This is a genomic window from Cereibacter ovatus, assembly GCF_900207575.1.
GTDB classification, from domain to species: Bacteria; Pseudomonadota; Alphaproteobacteria; order Rhodobacterales; family Rhodobacteraceae; genus Cereibacter_A; species Cereibacter_A ovatus.
Genome location: NZ_OAOQ01000002.1, coordinates 132,538 through 147,865 on the forward strand (window position 1 = coordinate 132,538; position 15,328 = coordinate 147,865).

At 63.4% G+C, this 15,328-nt stretch carries 27 protein-coding genes; all 27 read left to right on the forward strand.

Translation table 11 applies throughout. From position 1 onward, the window contains the following. Positions 1–59: 59 nt before the first annotated feature. The 27 genes from tuf (at position 60) to CRO07_RS02905 (ending at position 15,314) form a co-directional block, all read left to right on the forward strand. Positions 60–1,235: an elongation factor Tu gene (gene tuf, locus CRO07_RS02775; RefSeq protein WP_097029153.1), complete on the forward strand. Its 1,176-nt coding sequence runs from the start codon at positions 60–62 to the stop codon at positions 1,233–1,235. Positions 1,236–1,303: 68 nt separating this feature from the next. Continuing rightward, positions 1,304–1,612, forward strand: a complete 309-nt coding sequence (rpsJ, locus tag CRO07_RS02780; protein ID WP_002722490.1) for a 30S ribosomal protein S10 — start codon at positions 1,304–1,306, stop codon at positions 1,610–1,612. A 13-nt stretch (positions 1,613–1,625) separates the two neighbouring features. Beyond that, the gene (gene rplC, locus CRO07_RS02785; RefSeq protein ID WP_097029164.1) at positions 1,626–2,342 is read left to right on the forward strand and encodes a 50S ribosomal protein L3; all 717 of its coding nucleotides are present in this window, start codon (positions 1,626–1,628) and stop codon (positions 2,340–2,342) included. After that, positions 2,332–2,952, forward strand: coding sequence for a 50S ribosomal protein L4 (gene rplD / locus CRO07_RS02790; RefSeq protein ID WP_097029165.1), 621 nt, complete (start codon positions 2,332–2,334; stop codon positions 2,950–2,952). Before rplC ends, rplD begins: the two co-directional genes overlap by 11 nt. Further along, positions 2,949–3,245 (forward strand): 50S ribosomal protein L23, encoded by a 297-nt coding sequence (locus CRO07_RS02795; protein WP_097029166.1) that lies wholly within the window; start codon positions 2,949–2,951, stop codon positions 3,243–3,245. Before rplD ends, CRO07_RS02795 begins: the two co-directional genes overlap by 4 nt. A 122-nt stretch (positions 3,246–3,367) precedes the next feature. Continuing rightward, the gene (gene rplB / locus CRO07_RS02800; RefSeq protein ID WP_097029167.1) at positions 3,368–4,207 is read left to right on the forward strand and encodes a 50S ribosomal protein L2; all 840 of its coding nucleotides are present in this window, start codon (positions 3,368–3,370) and stop codon (positions 4,205–4,207) included. Positions 4,208–4,210: 3 nt separating this feature from the next. Continuing rightward, positions 4,211–4,489, forward strand: coding sequence for a 30S ribosomal protein S19 (gene rpsS / locus CRO07_RS02805; protein ID WP_096784574.1), 279 nt, complete (start codon positions 4,211–4,213; stop codon positions 4,487–4,489). Positions 4,490–4,492: 3 nt separating this feature from the next. Continuing rightward, entirely contained in the window at positions 4,493–4,873 is a 381-nt protein-coding gene (rplV, locus tag CRO07_RS02810) for a 50S ribosomal protein L22 (protein ID WP_097029168.1), read from the forward strand. Next, entirely contained in the window at positions 4,873–5,589 is a 717-nt protein-coding gene (gene rpsC, locus CRO07_RS02815) for a 30S ribosomal protein S3 (protein WP_097029169.1), read from the forward strand. The genes rplV and rpsC overlap by 1 nt, the downstream gene beginning before the upstream one ends. A 12-nt stretch (positions 5,590–5,601) precedes the next feature. Then, on the forward strand, positions 5,602–6,015 hold the full coding sequence (rplP, locus tag CRO07_RS02820) for a 50S ribosomal protein L16 (RefSeq protein ID WP_097029170.1): 414 nt from the start codon (positions 5,602–5,604) through the stop codon (positions 6,013–6,015). 232 nt (positions 6,016–6,247) lie between these two features. Next, positions 6,248–6,454 (forward strand): 50S ribosomal protein L29, encoded by a 207-nt coding sequence (gene rpmC / locus CRO07_RS02825; protein WP_097029171.1) that lies wholly within the window; start codon positions 6,248–6,250, stop codon positions 6,452–6,454. 14 nt (positions 6,455–6,468) lie between these two features. Continuing rightward, a complete protein-coding gene (gene rpsQ, locus CRO07_RS02830; RefSeq protein ID WP_097029172.1) occupies positions 6,469–6,711 on the forward strand; it encodes a 30S ribosomal protein S17 in 243 nt (80 codons plus the stop codon). A gap of 72 nt (positions 6,712–6,783) precedes the next feature. Further along, the gene (gene rplN, locus CRO07_RS02835; protein ID WP_002722508.1) at positions 6,784–7,152 is read left to right on the forward strand and encodes a 50S ribosomal protein L14; all 369 of its coding nucleotides are present in this window, start codon (positions 6,784–6,786) and stop codon (positions 7,150–7,152) included. Then, the gene (gene rplX, locus CRO07_RS02840) at positions 7,152–7,457 is read left to right on the forward strand and encodes a 50S ribosomal protein L24 (protein ID WP_097029173.1); all 306 of its coding nucleotides are present in this window, start codon (positions 7,152–7,154) and stop codon (positions 7,455–7,457) included. Before rplN ends, rplX begins: the two co-directional genes overlap by 1 nt. Beyond that, entirely contained in the window at positions 7,457–8,017 is a 561-nt protein-coding gene (gene rplE / locus CRO07_RS02845) for a 50S ribosomal protein L5 (RefSeq protein WP_097029174.1), read from the forward strand. The genes rplX and rplE overlap by 1 nt, the downstream gene beginning before the upstream one ends. Positions 8,018–8,034: 17 nt before the next feature. Further along, positions 8,035–8,340: a 30S ribosomal protein S14 gene (gene rpsN, locus CRO07_RS02850; protein ID WP_097029175.1), complete on the forward strand. Its 306-nt coding sequence runs from the start codon at positions 8,035–8,037 to the stop codon at positions 8,338–8,340. Between the two features lie 12 nt (positions 8,341–8,352). Next, entirely contained in the window at positions 8,353–8,751 is a 399-nt protein-coding gene (rpsH, locus tag CRO07_RS02855) for a 30S ribosomal protein S8 (RefSeq protein ID WP_097029176.1), read from the forward strand. Between the two features lie 10 nt (positions 8,752–8,761). Continuing rightward, the gene (gene rplF / locus CRO07_RS02860) at positions 8,762–9,295 is read left to right on the forward strand and encodes a 50S ribosomal protein L6 (RefSeq protein WP_097029177.1); all 534 of its coding nucleotides are present in this window, start codon (positions 8,762–8,764) and stop codon (positions 9,293–9,295) included. 11 nt (positions 9,296–9,306) lie between these two features. Next, positions 9,307–9,666, forward strand: coding sequence for a 50S ribosomal protein L18 (gene rplR, locus CRO07_RS02865; protein WP_097029178.1), 360 nt, complete (start codon positions 9,307–9,309; stop codon positions 9,664–9,666). Between the two features lie 11 nt (positions 9,667–9,677). Next, on the forward strand, positions 9,678–10,244 hold the full coding sequence (gene rpsE, locus CRO07_RS02870; protein WP_097029179.1) for a 30S ribosomal protein S5: 567 nt from the start codon (positions 9,678–9,680) through the stop codon (positions 10,242–10,244). 12 nt (positions 10,245–10,256) lie between these two features. Then, entirely contained in the window at positions 10,257–10,445 is a 189-nt protein-coding gene (gene rpmD / locus CRO07_RS02875) for a 50S ribosomal protein L30 (protein WP_097029180.1), read from the forward strand. 183 nt (positions 10,446–10,628) lie between these two features. After that, entirely contained in the window at positions 10,629–11,111 is a 483-nt protein-coding gene (gene rplO, locus CRO07_RS02880; RefSeq protein WP_097029181.1) for a 50S ribosomal protein L15, read from the forward strand. A gap of 99 nt (positions 11,112–11,210) precedes the next feature. Then, entirely contained in the window at positions 11,211–12,569 is a 1,359-nt protein-coding gene (gene secY, locus CRO07_RS02885) for a preprotein translocase subunit SecY (protein WP_097029182.1), read from the forward strand. A 10-nt stretch (positions 12,570–12,579) separates the two neighbouring features. Further along, positions 12,580–13,230 carry an adenylate kinase gene (locus tag CRO07_RS02890; protein WP_097029183.1) on the forward strand — a complete coding sequence of 217 codons (651 nt, stop codon included), beginning with the start codon at positions 12,580–12,582 and terminating at the stop codon, positions 13,228–13,230. Positions 13,231–13,411: 181 nt separating this feature from the next. Then, positions 13,412–13,780, forward strand: coding sequence for a 30S ribosomal protein S13 (gene rpsM, locus CRO07_RS02895; RefSeq protein ID WP_097029184.1), 369 nt, complete (start codon positions 13,412–13,414; stop codon positions 13,778–13,780). Positions 13,781–13,793: 13 nt separating this feature from the next. After that, positions 13,794–14,183: a 30S ribosomal protein S11 gene (gene rpsK, locus CRO07_RS02900; RefSeq protein WP_097029185.1), complete on the forward strand. Its 390-nt coding sequence runs from the start codon at positions 13,794–13,796 to the stop codon at positions 14,181–14,183. A 114-nt stretch (positions 14,184–14,297) separates the two neighbouring features. Then, positions 14,298–15,314, forward strand: a complete 1,017-nt coding sequence (locus CRO07_RS02905) for a DNA-directed RNA polymerase subunit alpha (RefSeq protein ID WP_097029186.1) — start codon at positions 14,298–14,300, stop codon at positions 15,312–15,314. Positions 15,315–15,328: the final 14 nt, after the last annotated feature.

Below are 15,328 nucleotides of genomic sequence, written 5' to 3' on the forward strand. Positions count from 1 at the left end.
AGCCCACCCTACCCACCCCGTAGGGTGCTCCCCACCCGCGAAAGTCTCAGGAGGCCATCATGGCAAAGGCAAAGTTTGAACGTAACAAACCGCACGTCAACATCGGCACGATTGGCCACGTTGACCACGGCAAGACGACGCTGACGGCTGCGATCACGAAGTATTTCGGCGAGTTCCGCGCCTATGACCAGATCGACGGCGCGCCGGAAGAGCGGGCCCGCGGGATCACGATCTCGACCGCGCACGTCGAGTATGAATCGGAATCGCGTCACTATGCGCACGTCGACTGCCCCGGCCACGCCGACTATGTGAAGAACATGATCACCGGCGCGGCGCAGATGGACGGCGCGATCCTGGTGGTGAACGCGGCCGACGGCCCGATGCCGCAGACGCGCGAGCACATCCTGCTCGGCCGTCAGGTGGGCATTCCCTACATGGTCGTCTACATGAACAAGGTCGACCAGGTGGACGATCCGGAACTTCTCGAACTGGTCGAGATGGAGATCCGTGAACTTCTGTCGTCCTACGACTACCCCGGCGACGAAATTCCGATCATCAAGGGTTCGGCGCTGCACGCGATGAACGGCACCGAGAAGGAAATCGGCGAGGATTCGATCCGCGCGCTGATCGCGGCGGTGGATGAATACATCCCGACCCCGGCCCGCGCCGTGGACCAGCCGTTCCTGATGCCGGTCGAAGACGTGTTCTCGATCTCGGGCCGCGGCACGGTTGCCACCGGCCGGATCGAGCGCGGCGTGGTGAAGGTCGGCGAGGAACTGGAAATCGTCGGCATCCGCCCGAACAAGAAGACGGTCTGCACCGGCGTCGAGATGTTCCGCAAGCTGCTCGACCAGGGCGAAGCGGGCGACAACGTGGGCCTTCTGCTGCGCGGTGTGGACCGCGACGGGATCGAGCGCGGCCAGGTGCTGTGCAAGCCCGGCTCGGTGAAGCCGCACACCAAGTTCGAGGCCGAGGCCTACATTCTGACGAAAGAGGAAGGCGGCCGTCATACGCCGTTCTTCGCGAACTACCGTCCGCAGTTCTACTTCCGCACGACCGACGTGACGGGCACGGTGGAACTGCCGGAAGGCACCGAGATGGTGATGCCGGGCGACAACCTGAAGTTCAACGTCGAACTGATCGCCCCCATCGCCATGGAAGAAAAACTGCGCTTCGCCATCCGTGAAGGCGGCCGCACCGTCGGCGCAGGCGTCGTCTCGAAAATCATCGCGTAATTGCAATTGGCAGAGGGGCGGGGGGACACCACGCCCCCCCGTTTCCCGCCAAGCCCGAGGGCATTGAAATGCAAGGTCAGACTATCCGCATCAGGCTGAAAGCCTTCGATTACCGGGTGCTGGATGCCAGCACCCAGGAAATCGTGAACACCGCCAAGCGGACCGGCGCGCAAGTGCGCGGCCCGATTCCGCTGCCGAACAAGATCGAGAAGTTCACCGTTCTCCGCGGTCCGCACATCGACAAGAAGTCGCGTGACCAGTGGGAAATCCGGACGCACAAGCGTCTTCTCGACATCGTCGATCCGACCCCGCAGACCGTGGACGCGCTGATGAAGCTCGACCTCGCGGCCGGCGTGGACATTCAGATCAAGGTTTGAGGGGTCCACGAAGATGCGCTCTGGTGTTATCGCCAAGAAGCTGGGCATGACCCGGCTGTTCCTTGAGGACGGGAAACAGGTTCCCGTGACCGTCCTTCAACTCGATTCGCTTCAGGTCGTGGCGCAGCGCACGGCCGAGCGGGATGGCTACACCGCCGTCCAGCTCGGTGCGGGCACCGCCAAGGCCAAGCGGACCTCGGCCGGTATGCGCGGCCACTTCGCGAAAGCGAATGTGGAGCCCAAGCGCAAGATCGCCGAATTCCGCGTCACGCCGGACTGCCTGATCGACGTCGGTGCCGAGATCACTGCTGACCACTACTTTGCGGGTCAGTTCGTGGACATCGCCGGCACCTCGATCGGTAAGGGTTTTGCCGGCGCGATGAAGCGGCACAACTTCGGCGGTCTGCGCGCCTCGCACGGCGTGTCGATCAGCCACCGTTCGCACGGCTCGACCGGCCAGTGCCAGGACCCCGGCAAGGTGTTCAAGGGCAAGAAGATGGCCGGCCACATGGGCGCTGCCCGTGTGACCACGCAGAACCTGCAAGTGGTGCGCACCGACAGCGACCGCGGCCTGATCATGGTGAAGGGCGCCGTTCCCGGTTCCAAGGGCGGCTGGGTCACTATCAAGGATGCCGTGAAGAAGCCGGTGCCGGAACAAGCGATCCGTCCGGCGGCGATCCGCACGGCGGTTCTGGAAACCTCCGTTGGAGGCGAAAGCAATGAAGGCTGAAGTCATCAAGCTGGACGCGAGCCCCGCGGGCTCGATTGAACTCGACGACGCGATCTTCGGCCTTGAGCCGCGCGCCGACATCCTGCACCGCGTCGTGCGCTGGCAGCGGGCGAAAGCCCAGGCCGGCACCCACTCGGTGCTGGGCAAGTCGGACGTGAGCTACTCGACCAAGAAGATCTATCGCCAGAAGGGCACCGGCGGCGCTCGCCACGGGTCCAAGAAGGCGCCGATCTTCCGTCACGGTGGCGTCTACAAGGGCCCGACACCGCGCAGCCACGCCCACGACCTGAACAAGAAGTTCCGGGCGCTGGGGCTGAAGCATGCGCTGTCGTCGAAAGCCACGACCGGCAACCTGATTGTGATCGAGGACATCGCTCTGACCGAAGCCAAGACCGCGCTGCTTGCCAAGGCGGTCAAGGAGCTTGGCTGGAAGCGTGTTCTGGTGATCGACGGTGCCGAGATCAACGAGAACTTCGCCAAGGCCGCGCGCAACCTGGAAGGCGTCGATGTGCTGCCGTCGATCGGGGCGAACGTCTATGACATCCTGAAGCGTGACACGCTGGTGATCACGAAGGCGGGTGTCGAAGCTCTGGAGGCCCGGCTGAAATGACCGCGAAACCCGAACATTACGACGTGATCCGCAAGCCGGTGATCACCGAGAAGGCCACCATGACCTCTGAGGCCAATGGTGTTGTCTTCGCGGTGGCGATGGACGCGACCAAGCCGCAGATCAAGGAAGCGGTGGAATCGATCTTCGGCGTCAAGGTGAAGGCGGTGAACACCACCATCACCAAGGGCAAGACCAAGAAGTTCAAGGGCCGCCCCGGCGTGCGCTCGGACCGCAAGAAAGCCTATGTGACGCTTGAGGAAGGAAACACCATCGACGTCACGACGGGCCTCTGATAGAAGGCCCACGAATCTTGCGGCCCCGGGTTTTCCGGGGCCGCGGATTTTTATCATCTGGGGATCTTCGGAGCCCTGTACCGGACCCAACGTGGTCCTTTAGCTGACGGAAGACAGGAAGCATGGCACTCAAGTCGTACAAACCGACGACGCCTGGCCAGCGTGGGCTGGTTCTGATCGACCGTTCGGAGCTGTGGAAAGGCCGCCCGGTCAAGACCCTCGTCGAGGGCCTTGTCAAGACCGGCGGACGGAACAACACCGGACGCGTCACGATGTGGCACAAGGGCGGCGGGGCGAAGCGGCTCTACCGCATCGTCGATTTCAAGCGTCGCAAGTTCGACATGCCGGCCGTGGTCGAGCGGATCGAATACGACCCCAACCGGACCGCGTTCATCGCGCTGGTGCGCTATGAGGATGGCGAACTGGCCTATATCCTCGCGCCGCAGCGTCTGGCCGTGGGCGACAGCGTGATCGCCGGCGAAAAGACCGACGTCAAGCCGGGCAACGCGATGCCGTTCTCGGGGATGCCGATCGGCACGATCGTGCACAACGTTGAACTGAAGCCGGGCAAGGGCGGCCAGCTGGCCCGCGCCGCCGGCACCTATGCGCAATTCGTCGGCCGTGACGGCGGCTATGCCCAGATCCGCCTGTCCTCGGGCGAACTGCGGATGGTCCGTCAGGAGTGCATGGCGACCGTTGGCGCGGTGTCGAACCCCGACAACTCGAACCAGAACTTCGGCAAGGCCGGCCGGATGCGTCACAAGGGCGTTCGCCCGACCGTCCGCGGCGTTGCGATGAACCCGATCGACCACCCGCACGGCGGCGGCGAAGGCCGCACCTCGGGCGGCCGTCACCCGGTCACCCCGTGGGGCAAAGGCACCAAGGGCAACCGCACCCGCAAGAGCAAGGCTTCGGACAAGCTGATTGTCCGCTCGCGTCACGCGAAGAAGAAAGGGCGCTAAACCATGGCACGTTCTACCTGGAAAGGCCCCTTCGTCGACGGCTACCTGCTGAAGAAGGCAGAAAAGTCGCGCGAGTCGGGCAAGAACGAAGTGATCAAGATCTGGTCGCGTCGCTCCACCATCCTGCCGCAGTTCGTCGGTCTGACCTTCGGCGTCTACAACGGCAAGAAACACATCCCGGTCAACGTGACCGAGGAGATGATCGGCCAGAAGTTCGGTGAATATTCGCCGACCCGGACCTATTACGGTCACGCCGCCGACAAGAAAGCGAAGAGGAAGTAATCCATGGGCAAGGAAAAGAACCCGCGCCGCGTGGGCGAAAACGAGGCTTTCGCGAAGGCGAAGATGCTGCGCACCTCGCCGCAGAAGCTCAACCTCGTCGCCGCGCTGATCCGCGGCAAGAAGGTGGACAAGGCGATCGCCGACCTGACCTTCTCGAAGAAGCGCATCAGCCAGGACGTGCTGAAGTGCCTTCAGTCGGCCATCGCCAACGCCGAGAACAACCACGGCTTGGACGTGGACGAACTCGTGGTGACCGAAGCCTATTGCGGCAAGAACCTCGTGATGAAGCGCGGCCGTCCGCGCGCCCGCGGCCGGTTCGGCAAGATCATGAAACCGTTCAGCGAGCTCACGATCAAGGTGAAGCAAGTCGGGGAGACTGCGTAATGGGTCAGAAGGTCAATCCGATCGGCATGCGCCTTCAGGTCAACCGCACCTGGGACAGCCGCTGGTTCGCCGAGTCGAAAGACTATGGCAACCTGCTGCTGGAAGACCTCAAGATGCGCGAGTTCATCCACGACTACGCCAAGCAGGCCGGCGTGTCGAAGGTGATCATCGAGCGTCCGCACAAGAAGTGCCGCGTGACGATCCACACCGCCCGTCCGGGCGTGATCATCGGCAAGAAGGGTGCGGACATCGAGACGCTGCGCAAGAAGCTGGCGGCCTTCACCAAGTCCGAGCTTCACCTGAACATCGTCGAGATCCGCAAGCCGGAACTGGACGCGCAACTGGTGGCCGAGTCGATCGCCCAGCAGATGGAGCGTCGGGTGTCCTTCCGTCGTGCGATGAAGCGCGGCGTGCAGAACGCCATGCGCATCGGTGCGCTCGGGATCCGGGTCAACGTCGCGGGCCGTCTCGGCGGCGCCGAGATCGCGCGGACCGAATGGTATCGTGAAGGTCGCGTGCCGCTGCACACGTTGCGCGCCGACATCGATTACGCGACCTCGGAAGCCACGACCCCTTACGGGATCATCGGGGTGAAGGTCTGGATCTTCAAGGGTGAGATCCTGGAGCACGATCCGCAGGCGCATGATCGCCGGCATTCGGAAGCCCAGGAAGGCGCCGCGCCGCGGCCGCCGCGCCGCGACCGCGAACGCGCGTAAGGGAGCAATAAGATGCTGCAACCGAAACGGACCAAGTTCCGCAAACAGCACAAGGGCCGCATCCACGGCGAAGCGAAGGGCGGCTTTCTGCTGAACTTCGGCAGCTTCGGCCTGAAAGCCACCGAGCCCGAGCGCGTCACCGCGCGGCAGATCGAAGCGGCCCGCCGCGCGATCACCCGCCACATGAAGCGTCAGGGCCGGGTCTGGATTCGCGTGTTCCCGGATACCCCGGTCACGTCGAAGCCGACCGAGGTTCGGATGGGTAAAGGCAAGGGGTCGGTCGACTTCTGGGCCGCCAAGGTGAAACCGGGCCGGATCATGTTCGAGATCGACGGCGTGTCCGAGATCATCGCCCGCGAGGCCCTGCGCCTTGGCGCGATGAAGCTGCCGGTCACCACCCGGGTCGTGGCGCGCGAAGACTGGTAAGCGCCGCGCCGCGCACGAATCGGGCCCCCGTCGCAACCGCGGCGGGGGCCTTTTTCTGCCGCGGGACCGGGACGCGATTCAGTGCTTGCTTCCGGGGACGTCCTCCTGTAGCAGGCTGCATCCTGCGGATTCCTGGCGACCGGATTCGTGGATTTGTCATTGATCCACCAGACTCAAGGTGACCCTGCATCAAGGTCAGGGGCCCTCTGGTGATTGAGAAAGGAACGAGGCGATGACCACCGCCCAGGAACTTCGGTCCAAGACGCCGGACCAGTTGCGCGACCAGCTTGTCGCGCTGAAGAAAGAAGCCTTCAACCTGCGCTTCCAGCAGGCGACCGGCCAGCTCGAGAACACCGCCCGCATGCGTGTCGTCCGTCGCGACGTTGCCCGCATCAAGACGGTCCTGAACCAGATGGCCGCTTCGGCCGCGGCGAACTGAGAGGAGCTCGAGCCATGCCCAAACGCATCCTGCAAGGCACCGTGACCAGCGACAAGAACGAACAAACCGTGACGGTTCTGGTCGAGCGTCGCTTCAAGCACCCGCTGCTGCAAAAGACGGTTCGCCAGTCGAAGAAATACCGGGCCCATGACCCGCTTAACCAATTCAAGGTCGGCGATGTGATCCGCATCGAGGAATGCGCGCCGATTTCGAAGACCAAGCGCTGGAGGGTCGTGACCGAAGCCGTCTCGGCCTGAAGTCCGTCCGTCCTGCAACGAAACCCTGGGGCCGCGGGATAGAAGCGGTCCCCAAAGGTCGGGAGTAACCAAATGATCCAGATGCAGACCAATCTGGATGTCGCTGACAACTCTGGCGCCCGCCGAGTTCAGTGCATCAAGGTTCTGGGTGGTTCCCACCGCCGCTACGCCAGCGTCGGCGACATCATCGTGGTGTCGGTCAAGGAAGCCATCCCGCGCGGTCGCGTGAAGAAGGGCGACGTCCGCAAGGCCGTTGTCGTTCGCACCGCCAAAGAAGTCCGTCGTGAAGACGGCACCACCATCCGTTTCGACCGCAATGCCGCCGTCATCCTGAACAACCAGGGCGAACCCGTCGGCACCCGTATCTTCGGGCCGGTCGTGCGCGAGCTGCGTGCCAAGAACTTCATGAAAATCATCTCGCTGGCTCCGGAGGTGCTCTGATGGCCGCCAAGCTGAAGAAGGGCGACAAGGTCGTCGTGCTCGCCGGCAAGGACAAGGGCAAGCAGGGTGAAATCACCACCGTCATGCCGAAGGCCAACAAGGCCGTCGTCGAGGGCGTGAACCTTGCCATCCGCCACACCAAGCAGACCCCGACCTCGCAGGGCGGCCGGATCGCCAAGGCGATGCCGATCGACCTGTCGAACCTCGCGCTGATCGACGCCAACGGTAAGGCGACCCGCGTCGGCTTCCGCATGGAAGGCGAGCAGAAGGTCCGCTATGCCAAGACCACGGGGGACGTCATCTGATGCTCGACCAGACCAACTACACCCCGCGGCTGAAAGCGGCTTATGTGTCCACGGTTCGTGCGGCGCTGAAAGAGCAGTTCGGCTACAAGAACGACATGCAGATCCCGCGTCTGGACAAGATCGTCCTGAACATGGGCGTCGGCGAGGCGGTCAAGGACACCAAGAAAGTCAAGACCGCTGCGGAAGAACTGTCGCTGATCGCCGGCCAGAAGGCCGTCGTGACCCACGCCAAGAAGTCGATCGCCGGCTTCCGCGTCCGCGAACAGATGCCGCTGGGCTGCAAGGTCACGCTGCGCGGCGACCGGATGTATGAATTCCTCGACCGTCTGATCACGATCGCGCTGCCGCGCGTCCGCGACTTCCGCGGCGTCAAGGGCAACTCGTTCGATGGCCGCGGCAACTACGCGATGGGCCTGAAAGAGCAGTTCGTGTTCCCCGAGATCAACTTCGACAAGGTCGACGAGGTTCTCGGCATGGACATCATCATCTGCACCACCGCGAAGACCGACGCGGAAGCGAAGGCGCTGTTGAAGCAGTTCAACATGCCGTTCATCAGCTGATCGCGGGAGAGAGAGATATGGCGAAAAAATCCATGATCGAACGCGAGATCAAGCGCGCGAAGATGGTGCAGAAGTTTGCTGCCAAGCGCGCCTCGCTGAAAGAGATCACCACCAACGCGGACCTGCCGATGGAGCAGCGCTTCAAGGCGCAGCTGAAACTGGCCGGCCTGCCCCGCAACTCGTCGGCCACGCGGATTCATAACCGCTGCCAGCTGACGGGCCGCCCGCATGCGTTCTACCGCAAGCTGAAACTCTCGCGGATCATGCTGCGTGAACTGGCCTCGTTCGGTCAGATCCCCGGCATGGTGAAGTCGAGCTGGTAAGGAGATCGGGATATGTCGATGAACGATCCGCTCGGCGATATGCTGACCCGCATCCGCAACGCGCAACTGCGCGGCAAGTCCACCGTCTCGACGCCGGCTTCGAAGCTGCGCGCCTGGGTGCTGGATGTTCTGTCTGCCGAAGGCTACATCCGCGGCTACGAGAAGAAGGAAACCGAGAACGGCCAGGGCGAACTGGTCATCTCGCTGAAATACTTCGAGGGCACTCCGGTCATTCGCGAACTCAAGCGCGTGTCCAAGCCCGGCCGCCGCGTCTACATGGCGACCAAGGATCTGCCCAGCGTCCGTAACGGCCTGGGTGTGTCCATCATCTCCACGCCGAAAGGCGTCATGTCCGATGCAAGTGCTCGCTCTGCCAATGTTGGCGGCGAAGTGCTTTGCACCGTGTTCTGAGGAGGGTCAAATGTCTCGTATTGGCAAGAAACCCGTTCCGCTGCCGCAAGGTGTGACGGCCTCGGTCTCGGGTCAGTCGATCGAAGTGAAGGGCCCGAAAGGCACCCGCAACTTCCACGCGACCGACGATGTGACGATTGCCCTCGAAGAGGGTCAGGTCCGTGTGACGCCGCGCGGCACTTCGAAGCGCGCGCGTCAGCAGTGGGGCCTGGTCCGGTCTCAGGTCGAGAATCTGGTGATCGGTGTGACCACTGGCTTCAAGAAAGAGCTGGAAATCAGCGGCGTGGGTTACCGCGCGGCGATGGCCGGCAACGTCCTGAAGCTGTCGCTCGGCTACAGCCACGACGTCAACTTCGAGGTTCCGGCCGGCGTCACCGTCGCCACCCCGAAGCAGACCGAGATCACGATCGAGGGCATCGATCAGCAACTCGTCGGTCAGGTTGCGGCGAACATCCGCGATTGGCGTCGTCCCGAGCCCTACAAGGGTAAGGGCATCCGCTACAAGGACGAGTTCATCTTCCGCAAGGAAGGCAAGAAGAAGTAAGGGGCGCGACAATGGCGAACACGAAAAGAGAGCTGTTCCTCAAGCGCCGCCTGCGCGTCCGGAACAAACTGAAGGCCTCGGCGAACGGGCGGCTTCGGCTGTCTGTCCATCGCTCGAGCAAGAACATCAGCGCACAGCTGATCGACGACGCGAACGGCGTGACGCTGGCCGCGGCCTCGACCCTGGAAAAGGATCTGGGCTTCGTCGGCAAGAACAACGTCGAGGCGTCGGCGGCCATCGGCCGTGCGATCGCCGAGCGGGCGAAGGCAGCCGGGATCGAAGAATGCTACTTCGACCGCGGCGGTTTCCTCTTTCACGGGAAGATCAAGGCTTTGGCCGATGCTGCCCGTGAAGGCGGCCTGAAGTTCTGAGGAGTAAGACGATGGCAGAGAGAGAGAACCGCCGGGAACGTCGCGACGACCGTGCGCCGCGCGACGAGAACCCGGAATTCGCCGATCGTCTGGTGGCGATCAACCGCGTGTCCAAGACCGTGAAGGGCGGCAAACGCTTCGGCTTTGCGGCGCTCGTGGTGGTGGGCGACCAGCGCGGTCGCGTCGGCTTCGGCAAGGGCAAGGCCAAGGAAGTGCCGGAAGCCATCCGCAAGGCGACCGAGCAGGCCAAGCGCCAGATGATCCGCGTTGCGCTGCGCGACGGCCGCACGCTGCACCATGACCAGGAAGGCCGCCATGGCGCCGGCAAGGTCGTGATGCGCGCTGCCGTCCCCGGCACCGGCATCATCGCGGGCGGCCCGATGCGCGCCGTGTTCGAGATGCTTGGCATCCAGGACGTGGTGGCGAAATCGCTGGGCTCGCAGAACCCCTACAACATGATCCGCGCCACGATGGATGGTCTGAAGCGGGAATCGAGCCCCCGGCAAGTCGCGCAGCGTCGCGGCAAGAAGGTGGCCGACATCCTGAAGAAGCCTGAAGCCGAAGTGGCGGAAGCGTAAGGAGTCCGCAGCATGGCGAAAACGATCATCGTGAAGCAGGTCCGGTCGGCGGCGCGCCGCCCGGCCGTGCAGACCGCGGTCCTGAAGGGACTCGGGCTGAACAAGATGAACCGGACCCGGGAACTGGAAGACACGCCGTCGATCCGCGGCATGGTGGCCAAGATCCCGCATCTGGTTCAGATCATCGAAGAGCGCGGCTAAGGCCGGGCTTTGACGATCAGGGGGCGCGCGGGCTTGCACCGGGCGCCCTTTCCACATAACAGGCGCACGGATGGGTGACTCTTTGCGCCGATCCGGGGGGGCATGTCCCCTTGCCATGAACAAGAAACGCCGTGTTCCCTTCTTCCGTCGCTGGCGGAGGGATTCCGGTCAGGAGATAGCGACATGAAACTGAACGAACTTCGCGACAACGAAGGCGCAGCCCGCAAGAAAAAGCGCGTGGCGCGCGGCCCGGGTTCGGGCAAGGGCAAGACTGCCGGCCGTGGTATCAAGGGCCAGAAATCGCGTTCGGGCGTGGCTCTGGGTGGTTATGAAGGCGGCCAGATGCCGCTTTATCGGCGTCTGCCGAAGCGCGGCTTCTCGAAGCCCAACCGCAAGGAATATGCGGTCGTCAACCTGGGCCTGATCCAGAAGTTCGTCGACGCCGGCAAGCTGGACGCCAGCCAGCCGATCGACGAAAACGCGATCGTCGCGGCGGGTGTGACCTCGCACAAGCGTGACGGCATCCGCGTGCTGGCCAAGGGTGAGATCACCGCGAAGCTGACCCTGACCGTTGCCGGCGCCTCGAAGGCGGCGGTGGAAGCCATCGAGAAGGCCGGCGGATCGATCACGCTGACCGCTCCGGTCGCGGCGGACAGCGCAGAATAAGGTTGTGGCGGCGCCTTCGGGCGCATACATCACCTGCGAGTTTTCCCGCGCCGCCGACCCGGAGAACGGATCGGCGGCGCCGTCATGAGAGAGACCGGCATGGCATCTGCTGCAGAGCAAATGGCGGCGAACCTGAGTTGGGGCGCCCTCGGCAAGGCCACCGACCTTCGCCAACGCATCTTCTTCACCATCGGTCTGCTGATGGTCTACCGTCTTGGCACCTACATCCCGGTGCCGGGGATCGACGGCTCGGCGCTGCGCGAGTTCATGGACACGGCCACCGCCGGCATCGGTGGTATGTTGAACATGTTCACCGGCGGGGCGATCAGCCGGATGGGCATCTTTGCGCTTGGCATCATGCCCTATATTTCGGCCTCGATCATCGTCCAGCTCATGGCCTCGATGGTCCCGAAGCTGGAACAGCTGAAGAAAGAGGGCGAACAGGGCCGCAAGAAGATCAACCAGTATACCCGCTTCGGCACGGTGTTCCTGGCGACCTTCCAGGCCTGGGGTATCGCCATGAGCCTTGAAGCCGGCGATCTGGTCACGGACCCCGGGATGTTCTTCCGTGCGGCCTGCGTCATCACGCTGGTCGGCGGAACGATGTTCCTGATGTGGCTGGGCGAGCAGATCACCGCCCGCGGCATCGGCAACGGCATCTCGCTGATCATCTTCGTCGGCATCGTGGCCGAGATCCCGGCCGCGCTGGCGCAGTTCTTCAGTCAGGGCCGCTCGGGCGCGATCAGCCCTGCGGTGATCGTCGGCGTGATCGTGATGGTGGTGGCGGTGATCGCCTTCGTCGTGTTCATGGAGCGCGCGCTGCGCAAGATCCACATCCAGTATCCGCGCCGTCAGGTCGGCATGAAGATCTATGACGGCGGATCGAGCCACCTGCCGGTCAAGGTCAACCCGGCGGGCGTGATCCCGGCGATCTTCGCCTCGTCGCTGCTCTTGCTGCCGGTGACGATCTCGACGTTCTCGGGCGCGCAGACCGGGCCGGTGATGTCGACGATCCTGGCCTATTTCGGCCCCGGTCAGCCGCTGTATCTGGTGTTCTTCGCCTCGATGATCGTGTTCTTCGCCTATTTTTACACCGCGAACGTCGCGTTCAAGGTGGATGACGTGGCCGAGAACCTGAAGAACCAGAACGGCTTCATTCCGGGCATCCGCCCCGGGAAGAAGACCGAGGAATATCTTGAATATGTGGTGAACCGGGTTCTCGTGCTGGGCTCGGCCTATCTTGCGGCCGTCTGCCTTCTGCCCGAGGTTCTGCGCAACCAGTTGGGCATCCCCTTCTATTTCGGGGGGACGTCGGTTCTGATCGTGGTGTCGGTGACGATGGACACGATCAATCAGGTTCAGTCGCATCTGCTTGCGCATCAGTATGAAGGTCTGATCGAGCGGTCGCAACTGCGGGGGAGGAAGCGGACCGGAGCGAAGGCTCCGACCCGCCGCTGAGGGAACGGTTATGGTGAATGTGATTCTTCTGGGGCCGCCCGGCGCGGGCAAGGGCACTCAGGCGAAGCGGCTTGAGGAAAGCCGCGGCATGGTGCAGCTGTCGACTGGCGACATGCTGCGAGAGGCCAAGACGAGCGGCTCGGAGATGGGCCGCCGCGCGGCCGAGGTGATGGACCGCGGCGAACTGGTCACCGACGATATCGTGATCGGGCTGATCCGCGAGAAGCTGGGAACGCCGGCGGCGGGCGGCTTCATCTTCGACGGGTTCCCGCGCACGCTTAAGCAGGCCGACGCGCTGGGGCAGCTTCTGGCCCAGATGGGGCAGGGGCTGGGTGCGGTGATCGAGATGCAGGTGGATGATGCGGCTCTGGTGGCCCGCATCACCGGCCGGTATTCCTGCGGCGCCTGCGGTGCGGTCTATCACGATGAGACCCGCCCCACCGCCCAGGACGGGGTTTGTGATGTCTGCGGTGGGACCGATCTGCGCCGCCGCGCCGACGACACCGAAGAGGCGCTTCAGAAGCGTCTGATGGAATATTACAAGAAAACCTCGCCGCTGATTGGCTACTACTATGCCAAGGGGCAGCTTTCGTCGGTCGACGGCCTGGCCGAGATGGACGAGGTTTCGGCTGCGATCTCGAAGGTGCTTGACAAGGCCTGACGACTTTGCATCCGCCCTTGACGGGCGGGTGAAAACCCCATAGATCACGGCGTCCCGCAAGGGAATCGCCTTGCACGGGCCATTCGGGTCTGCGCAGCGAACAGTCCGGAGCGACTGCCGGCTCCGGTGGTTGTGAAAAAAGGTCCTGGAATTACGGGACCGCAACATAAGGAAGAAACGTTTGGCACGTATTGCTGGCGTCAACATCCCGACCGGGAAACGCGTTCCCGTCGCGCTCACCTACATCACGGGCATCGGCCCCTTCACTGCCGCGCAGATCTGCGATGCCGTGGGCATCGATCAGGCCCGTCGCGTGAATGACCTGTCCGACGCCGAAGTGCTGGCGATCCGTGAATACATCGACGCGAACTGCACCGTCGAGGGCGACCTGCGTCGCGAAACCTCGATGAACATCAAGCGTCTGATGGACCTTGGCTGCTACCGCGGCCTGCGTCACCGTCGCGGCCTGCCGGTTCGCGGCCAGCGCACCCATACCAACGCCCGCACCCGCAAGGGCCCGGCGAAAGCCATCGCTGGCAAGAAGAAATAAGGGGCGCTGAGACATGGCACGTGACAAGACCCGCATGAAGCGCAAGGAACGCAAGAACATCGCCGCTGGCGTTGCTCATGTGAACTCCTCGTTCAACAACACCAAGATCCTGATCTCCGACGTGCAGGGCAACGCGATCTCGTGGTCGTCGGCCGGCACGATGGGCTTCAAGGGCTCGCGCAAGTCGACCCCCTACGCCGCCCAGATGGCGGCCGAGGATGCGGCCAAGAAAGCCGCCGAGCACGGCATGAAGACCATCGAGGTCGAAGTGCAGGGTCCGGGTTCGGGCCGCGAATCGGCGCTGCGTGCGCTGGCCGCTGCCGGGCTGAACATCACCTCGATCCGCGACGTGACGCCGATGGCGCACAACGGCTGCCGTCCGCCGAAGCGTCGCCGCGTCTGACGCGATTTTCATAGGATCGGGCCGTGCCTTGGGCGCGGCCCGATCCTCTTGTTCCGATCCTCGGGCGTTGCTGGCTTACGGACATGGGCTGGCGACAGGTATGGAGGCAAACGCATGATCCACAAGAACTGGGCCGAGCTGATCAAGCCGACGCAGCTGGTCGTCAAGCCGGGCGCCGATCCGGCCCGCGTCGCCACCGTCATCGCCGAACCGCTTGAGCGCGGCTTCGGCCTCACCCTTGGCAACGCGCTGCGCCGGGTGCTGCTGTCGTCGCTGCAAGGCGCCGCCATCACGTCGGTGCAGATCGACAACGTGCTGCACGAATTCTCGAGCGTCGCCGGTGTCCGCGAGGATGTCACCGACATCGTGCTGAACCTCAAGGGCGTGTCGATCAAGATGGAAGTCGAAGGGCCGAAGCGCCTGTCGATTTCGGCCAAGGGTCCGGGCGTCGTGACCGCGGGCGACATCTCGGATTCCAACGGGATCGAGATCCTGAACAAGGATCATGTGATCTGCCACCTCGACGAAGGCGCCGATGTGTTCATGGAACTGACCGTGAACACCGGCAAGGGTTATGTCGCCGCCGACAAGAACCGCCCCGAGGATGCGCCGATCGGCCTGATCCCGATCGATGCGATCTATTCGCCGGTCAAGAAGGTCAGCTATGAAGTCACGCCCACCCGCGAGGGGCAGGTGCTGGACTATGACAAGCTGACCATGCGCGTCGAAACCGACGGCGGCCTGACCCCGGAAGACGCCGTGGCCTATGCCGCGCGCATCCTTCAGGATCAACTGTCGATCTTCGTCAACTTCGAAGAGCCTGAGTCGGCCACCCGTCACGATGTGGAAGACGGATTGGAGTTCAACCCGCTTCTGCTGAAGAAGGTGGACGAGCTGGAACTGTCCGTCCGTTCGGCCAACTGTCTGAAGAACGACAACATCGTCTACATCGGCGACCTGATCCAGAAGACCGAAGCCGAGATGCTGCGCACGCCGAACTTCGGCCGCAAATCGCTGAACGAGATCAAGGAAGTGCTTTCGGGCATGGGCCTTCACCTTGGCATGGATGTCGAGGACTGGCCGCCGGAAAACATCGAAGACCTCGCCAAGCGTTTCGAGGACCAGTTCTGAAGGCGGGGCTTCGG

Coding starts and splice junctions, on each gene's coding strand:
- rplF (WP_097029177.1), top strand. CDS start 8,762: ATGTCTCGTATTGGCAAGAAACCCGTTCCGCTGCCGCAAGGTGTGACG.
- rplO (WP_097029181.1), top strand. CDS start 10,629: ATGAAACTGAACGAACTTCGCGACAACGAAGGCGCAGCCCGCAAGAAA.
- rpsC (WP_097029169.1), top strand. CDS start 4,873: ATGGGTCAGAAGGTCAATCCGATCGGCATGCGCCTTCAGGTCAACCGC.
- rpmD (WP_097029180.1), top strand. CDS start 10,257: ATGGCGAAAACGATCATCGTGAAGCAGGTCCGGTCGGCGGCGCGCCGC.
- rpsH (WP_097029176.1), top strand. CDS start 8,353: ATGTCGATGAACGATCCGCTCGGCGATATGCTGACCCGCATCCGCAAC.
- rpsQ (WP_097029172.1), top strand. CDS start 6,469: ATGCCCAAACGCATCCTGCAAGGCACCGTGACCAGCGACAAGAACGAA.
- tuf (WP_097029153.1), top strand. CDS start 60: ATGGCAAAGGCAAAGTTTGAACGTAACAAACCGCACGTCAACATCGGC.
- rplE (WP_097029174.1), top strand. CDS start 7,457: ATGCTCGACCAGACCAACTACACCCCGCGGCTGAAAGCGGCTTATGTG.
- rpmC (WP_097029171.1), top strand. CDS start 6,248: ATGACCACCGCCCAGGAACTTCGGTCCAAGACGCCGGACCAGTTGCGC.
- CRO07_RS02795 (WP_097029166.1), top strand. CDS start 2,949: ATGACCGCGAAACCCGAACATTACGACGTGATCCGCAAGCCGGTGATC.
- rpsS (WP_096784574.1), top strand. CDS start 4,211: ATGGCACGTTCTACCTGGAAAGGCCCCTTCGTCGACGGCTACCTGCTG.
- rpsN (WP_097029175.1), top strand. CDS start 8,035: ATGGCGAAAAAATCCATGATCGAACGCGAGATCAAGCGCGCGAAGATG.
- rplV (WP_097029168.1), top strand. CDS start 4,493: ATGGGCAAGGAAAAGAACCCGCGCCGCGTGGGCGAAAACGAGGCTTTC.
- CRO07_RS02890 (WP_097029183.1), top strand. CDS start 12,580: ATGGTGAATGTGATTCTTCTGGGGCCGCCCGGCGCGGGCAAGGGCACT.
- rplR (WP_097029178.1), top strand. CDS start 9,307: ATGGCGAACACGAAAAGAGAGCTGTTCCTCAAGCGCCGCCTGCGCGTC.
- rplB (WP_097029167.1), top strand. CDS start 3,368: ATGGCACTCAAGTCGTACAAACCGACGACGCCTGGCCAGCGTGGGCTG.
- rplN (WP_002722508.1), top strand. CDS start 6,784: ATGATCCAGATGCAGACCAATCTGGATGTCGCTGACAACTCTGGCGCC.
- rplC (WP_097029164.1), top strand. CDS start 1,626: ATGCGCTCTGGTGTTATCGCCAAGAAGCTGGGCATGACCCGGCTGTTC.
- secY (WP_097029182.1), top strand. CDS start 11,211: ATGGCATCTGCTGCAGAGCAAATGGCGGCGAACCTGAGTTGGGGCGCC.
- rpsK (WP_097029185.1), top strand. CDS start 13,794: ATGGCACGTGACAAGACCCGCATGAAGCGCAAGGAACGCAAGAACATC.
- rpsE (WP_097029179.1), top strand. CDS start 9,678: ATGGCAGAGAGAGAGAACCGCCGGGAACGTCGCGACGACCGTGCGCCG.
- rplP (WP_097029170.1), top strand. CDS start 5,602: ATGCTGCAACCGAAACGGACCAAGTTCCGCAAACAGCACAAGGGCCGC.
- rpsJ (WP_002722490.1), top strand. CDS start 1,304: ATGCAAGGTCAGACTATCCGCATCAGGCTGAAAGCCTTCGATTACCGG.
- CRO07_RS02905 (WP_097029186.1), top strand. CDS start 14,298: ATGATCCACAAGAACTGGGCCGAGCTGATCAAGCCGACGCAGCTGGTC.
- rplD (WP_097029165.1), top strand. CDS start 2,332: ATGAAGGCTGAAGTCATCAAGCTGGACGCGAGCCCCGCGGGCTCGATT.
- rplX (WP_097029173.1), top strand. CDS start 7,152: ATGGCCGCCAAGCTGAAGAAGGGCGACAAGGTCGTCGTGCTCGCCGGC.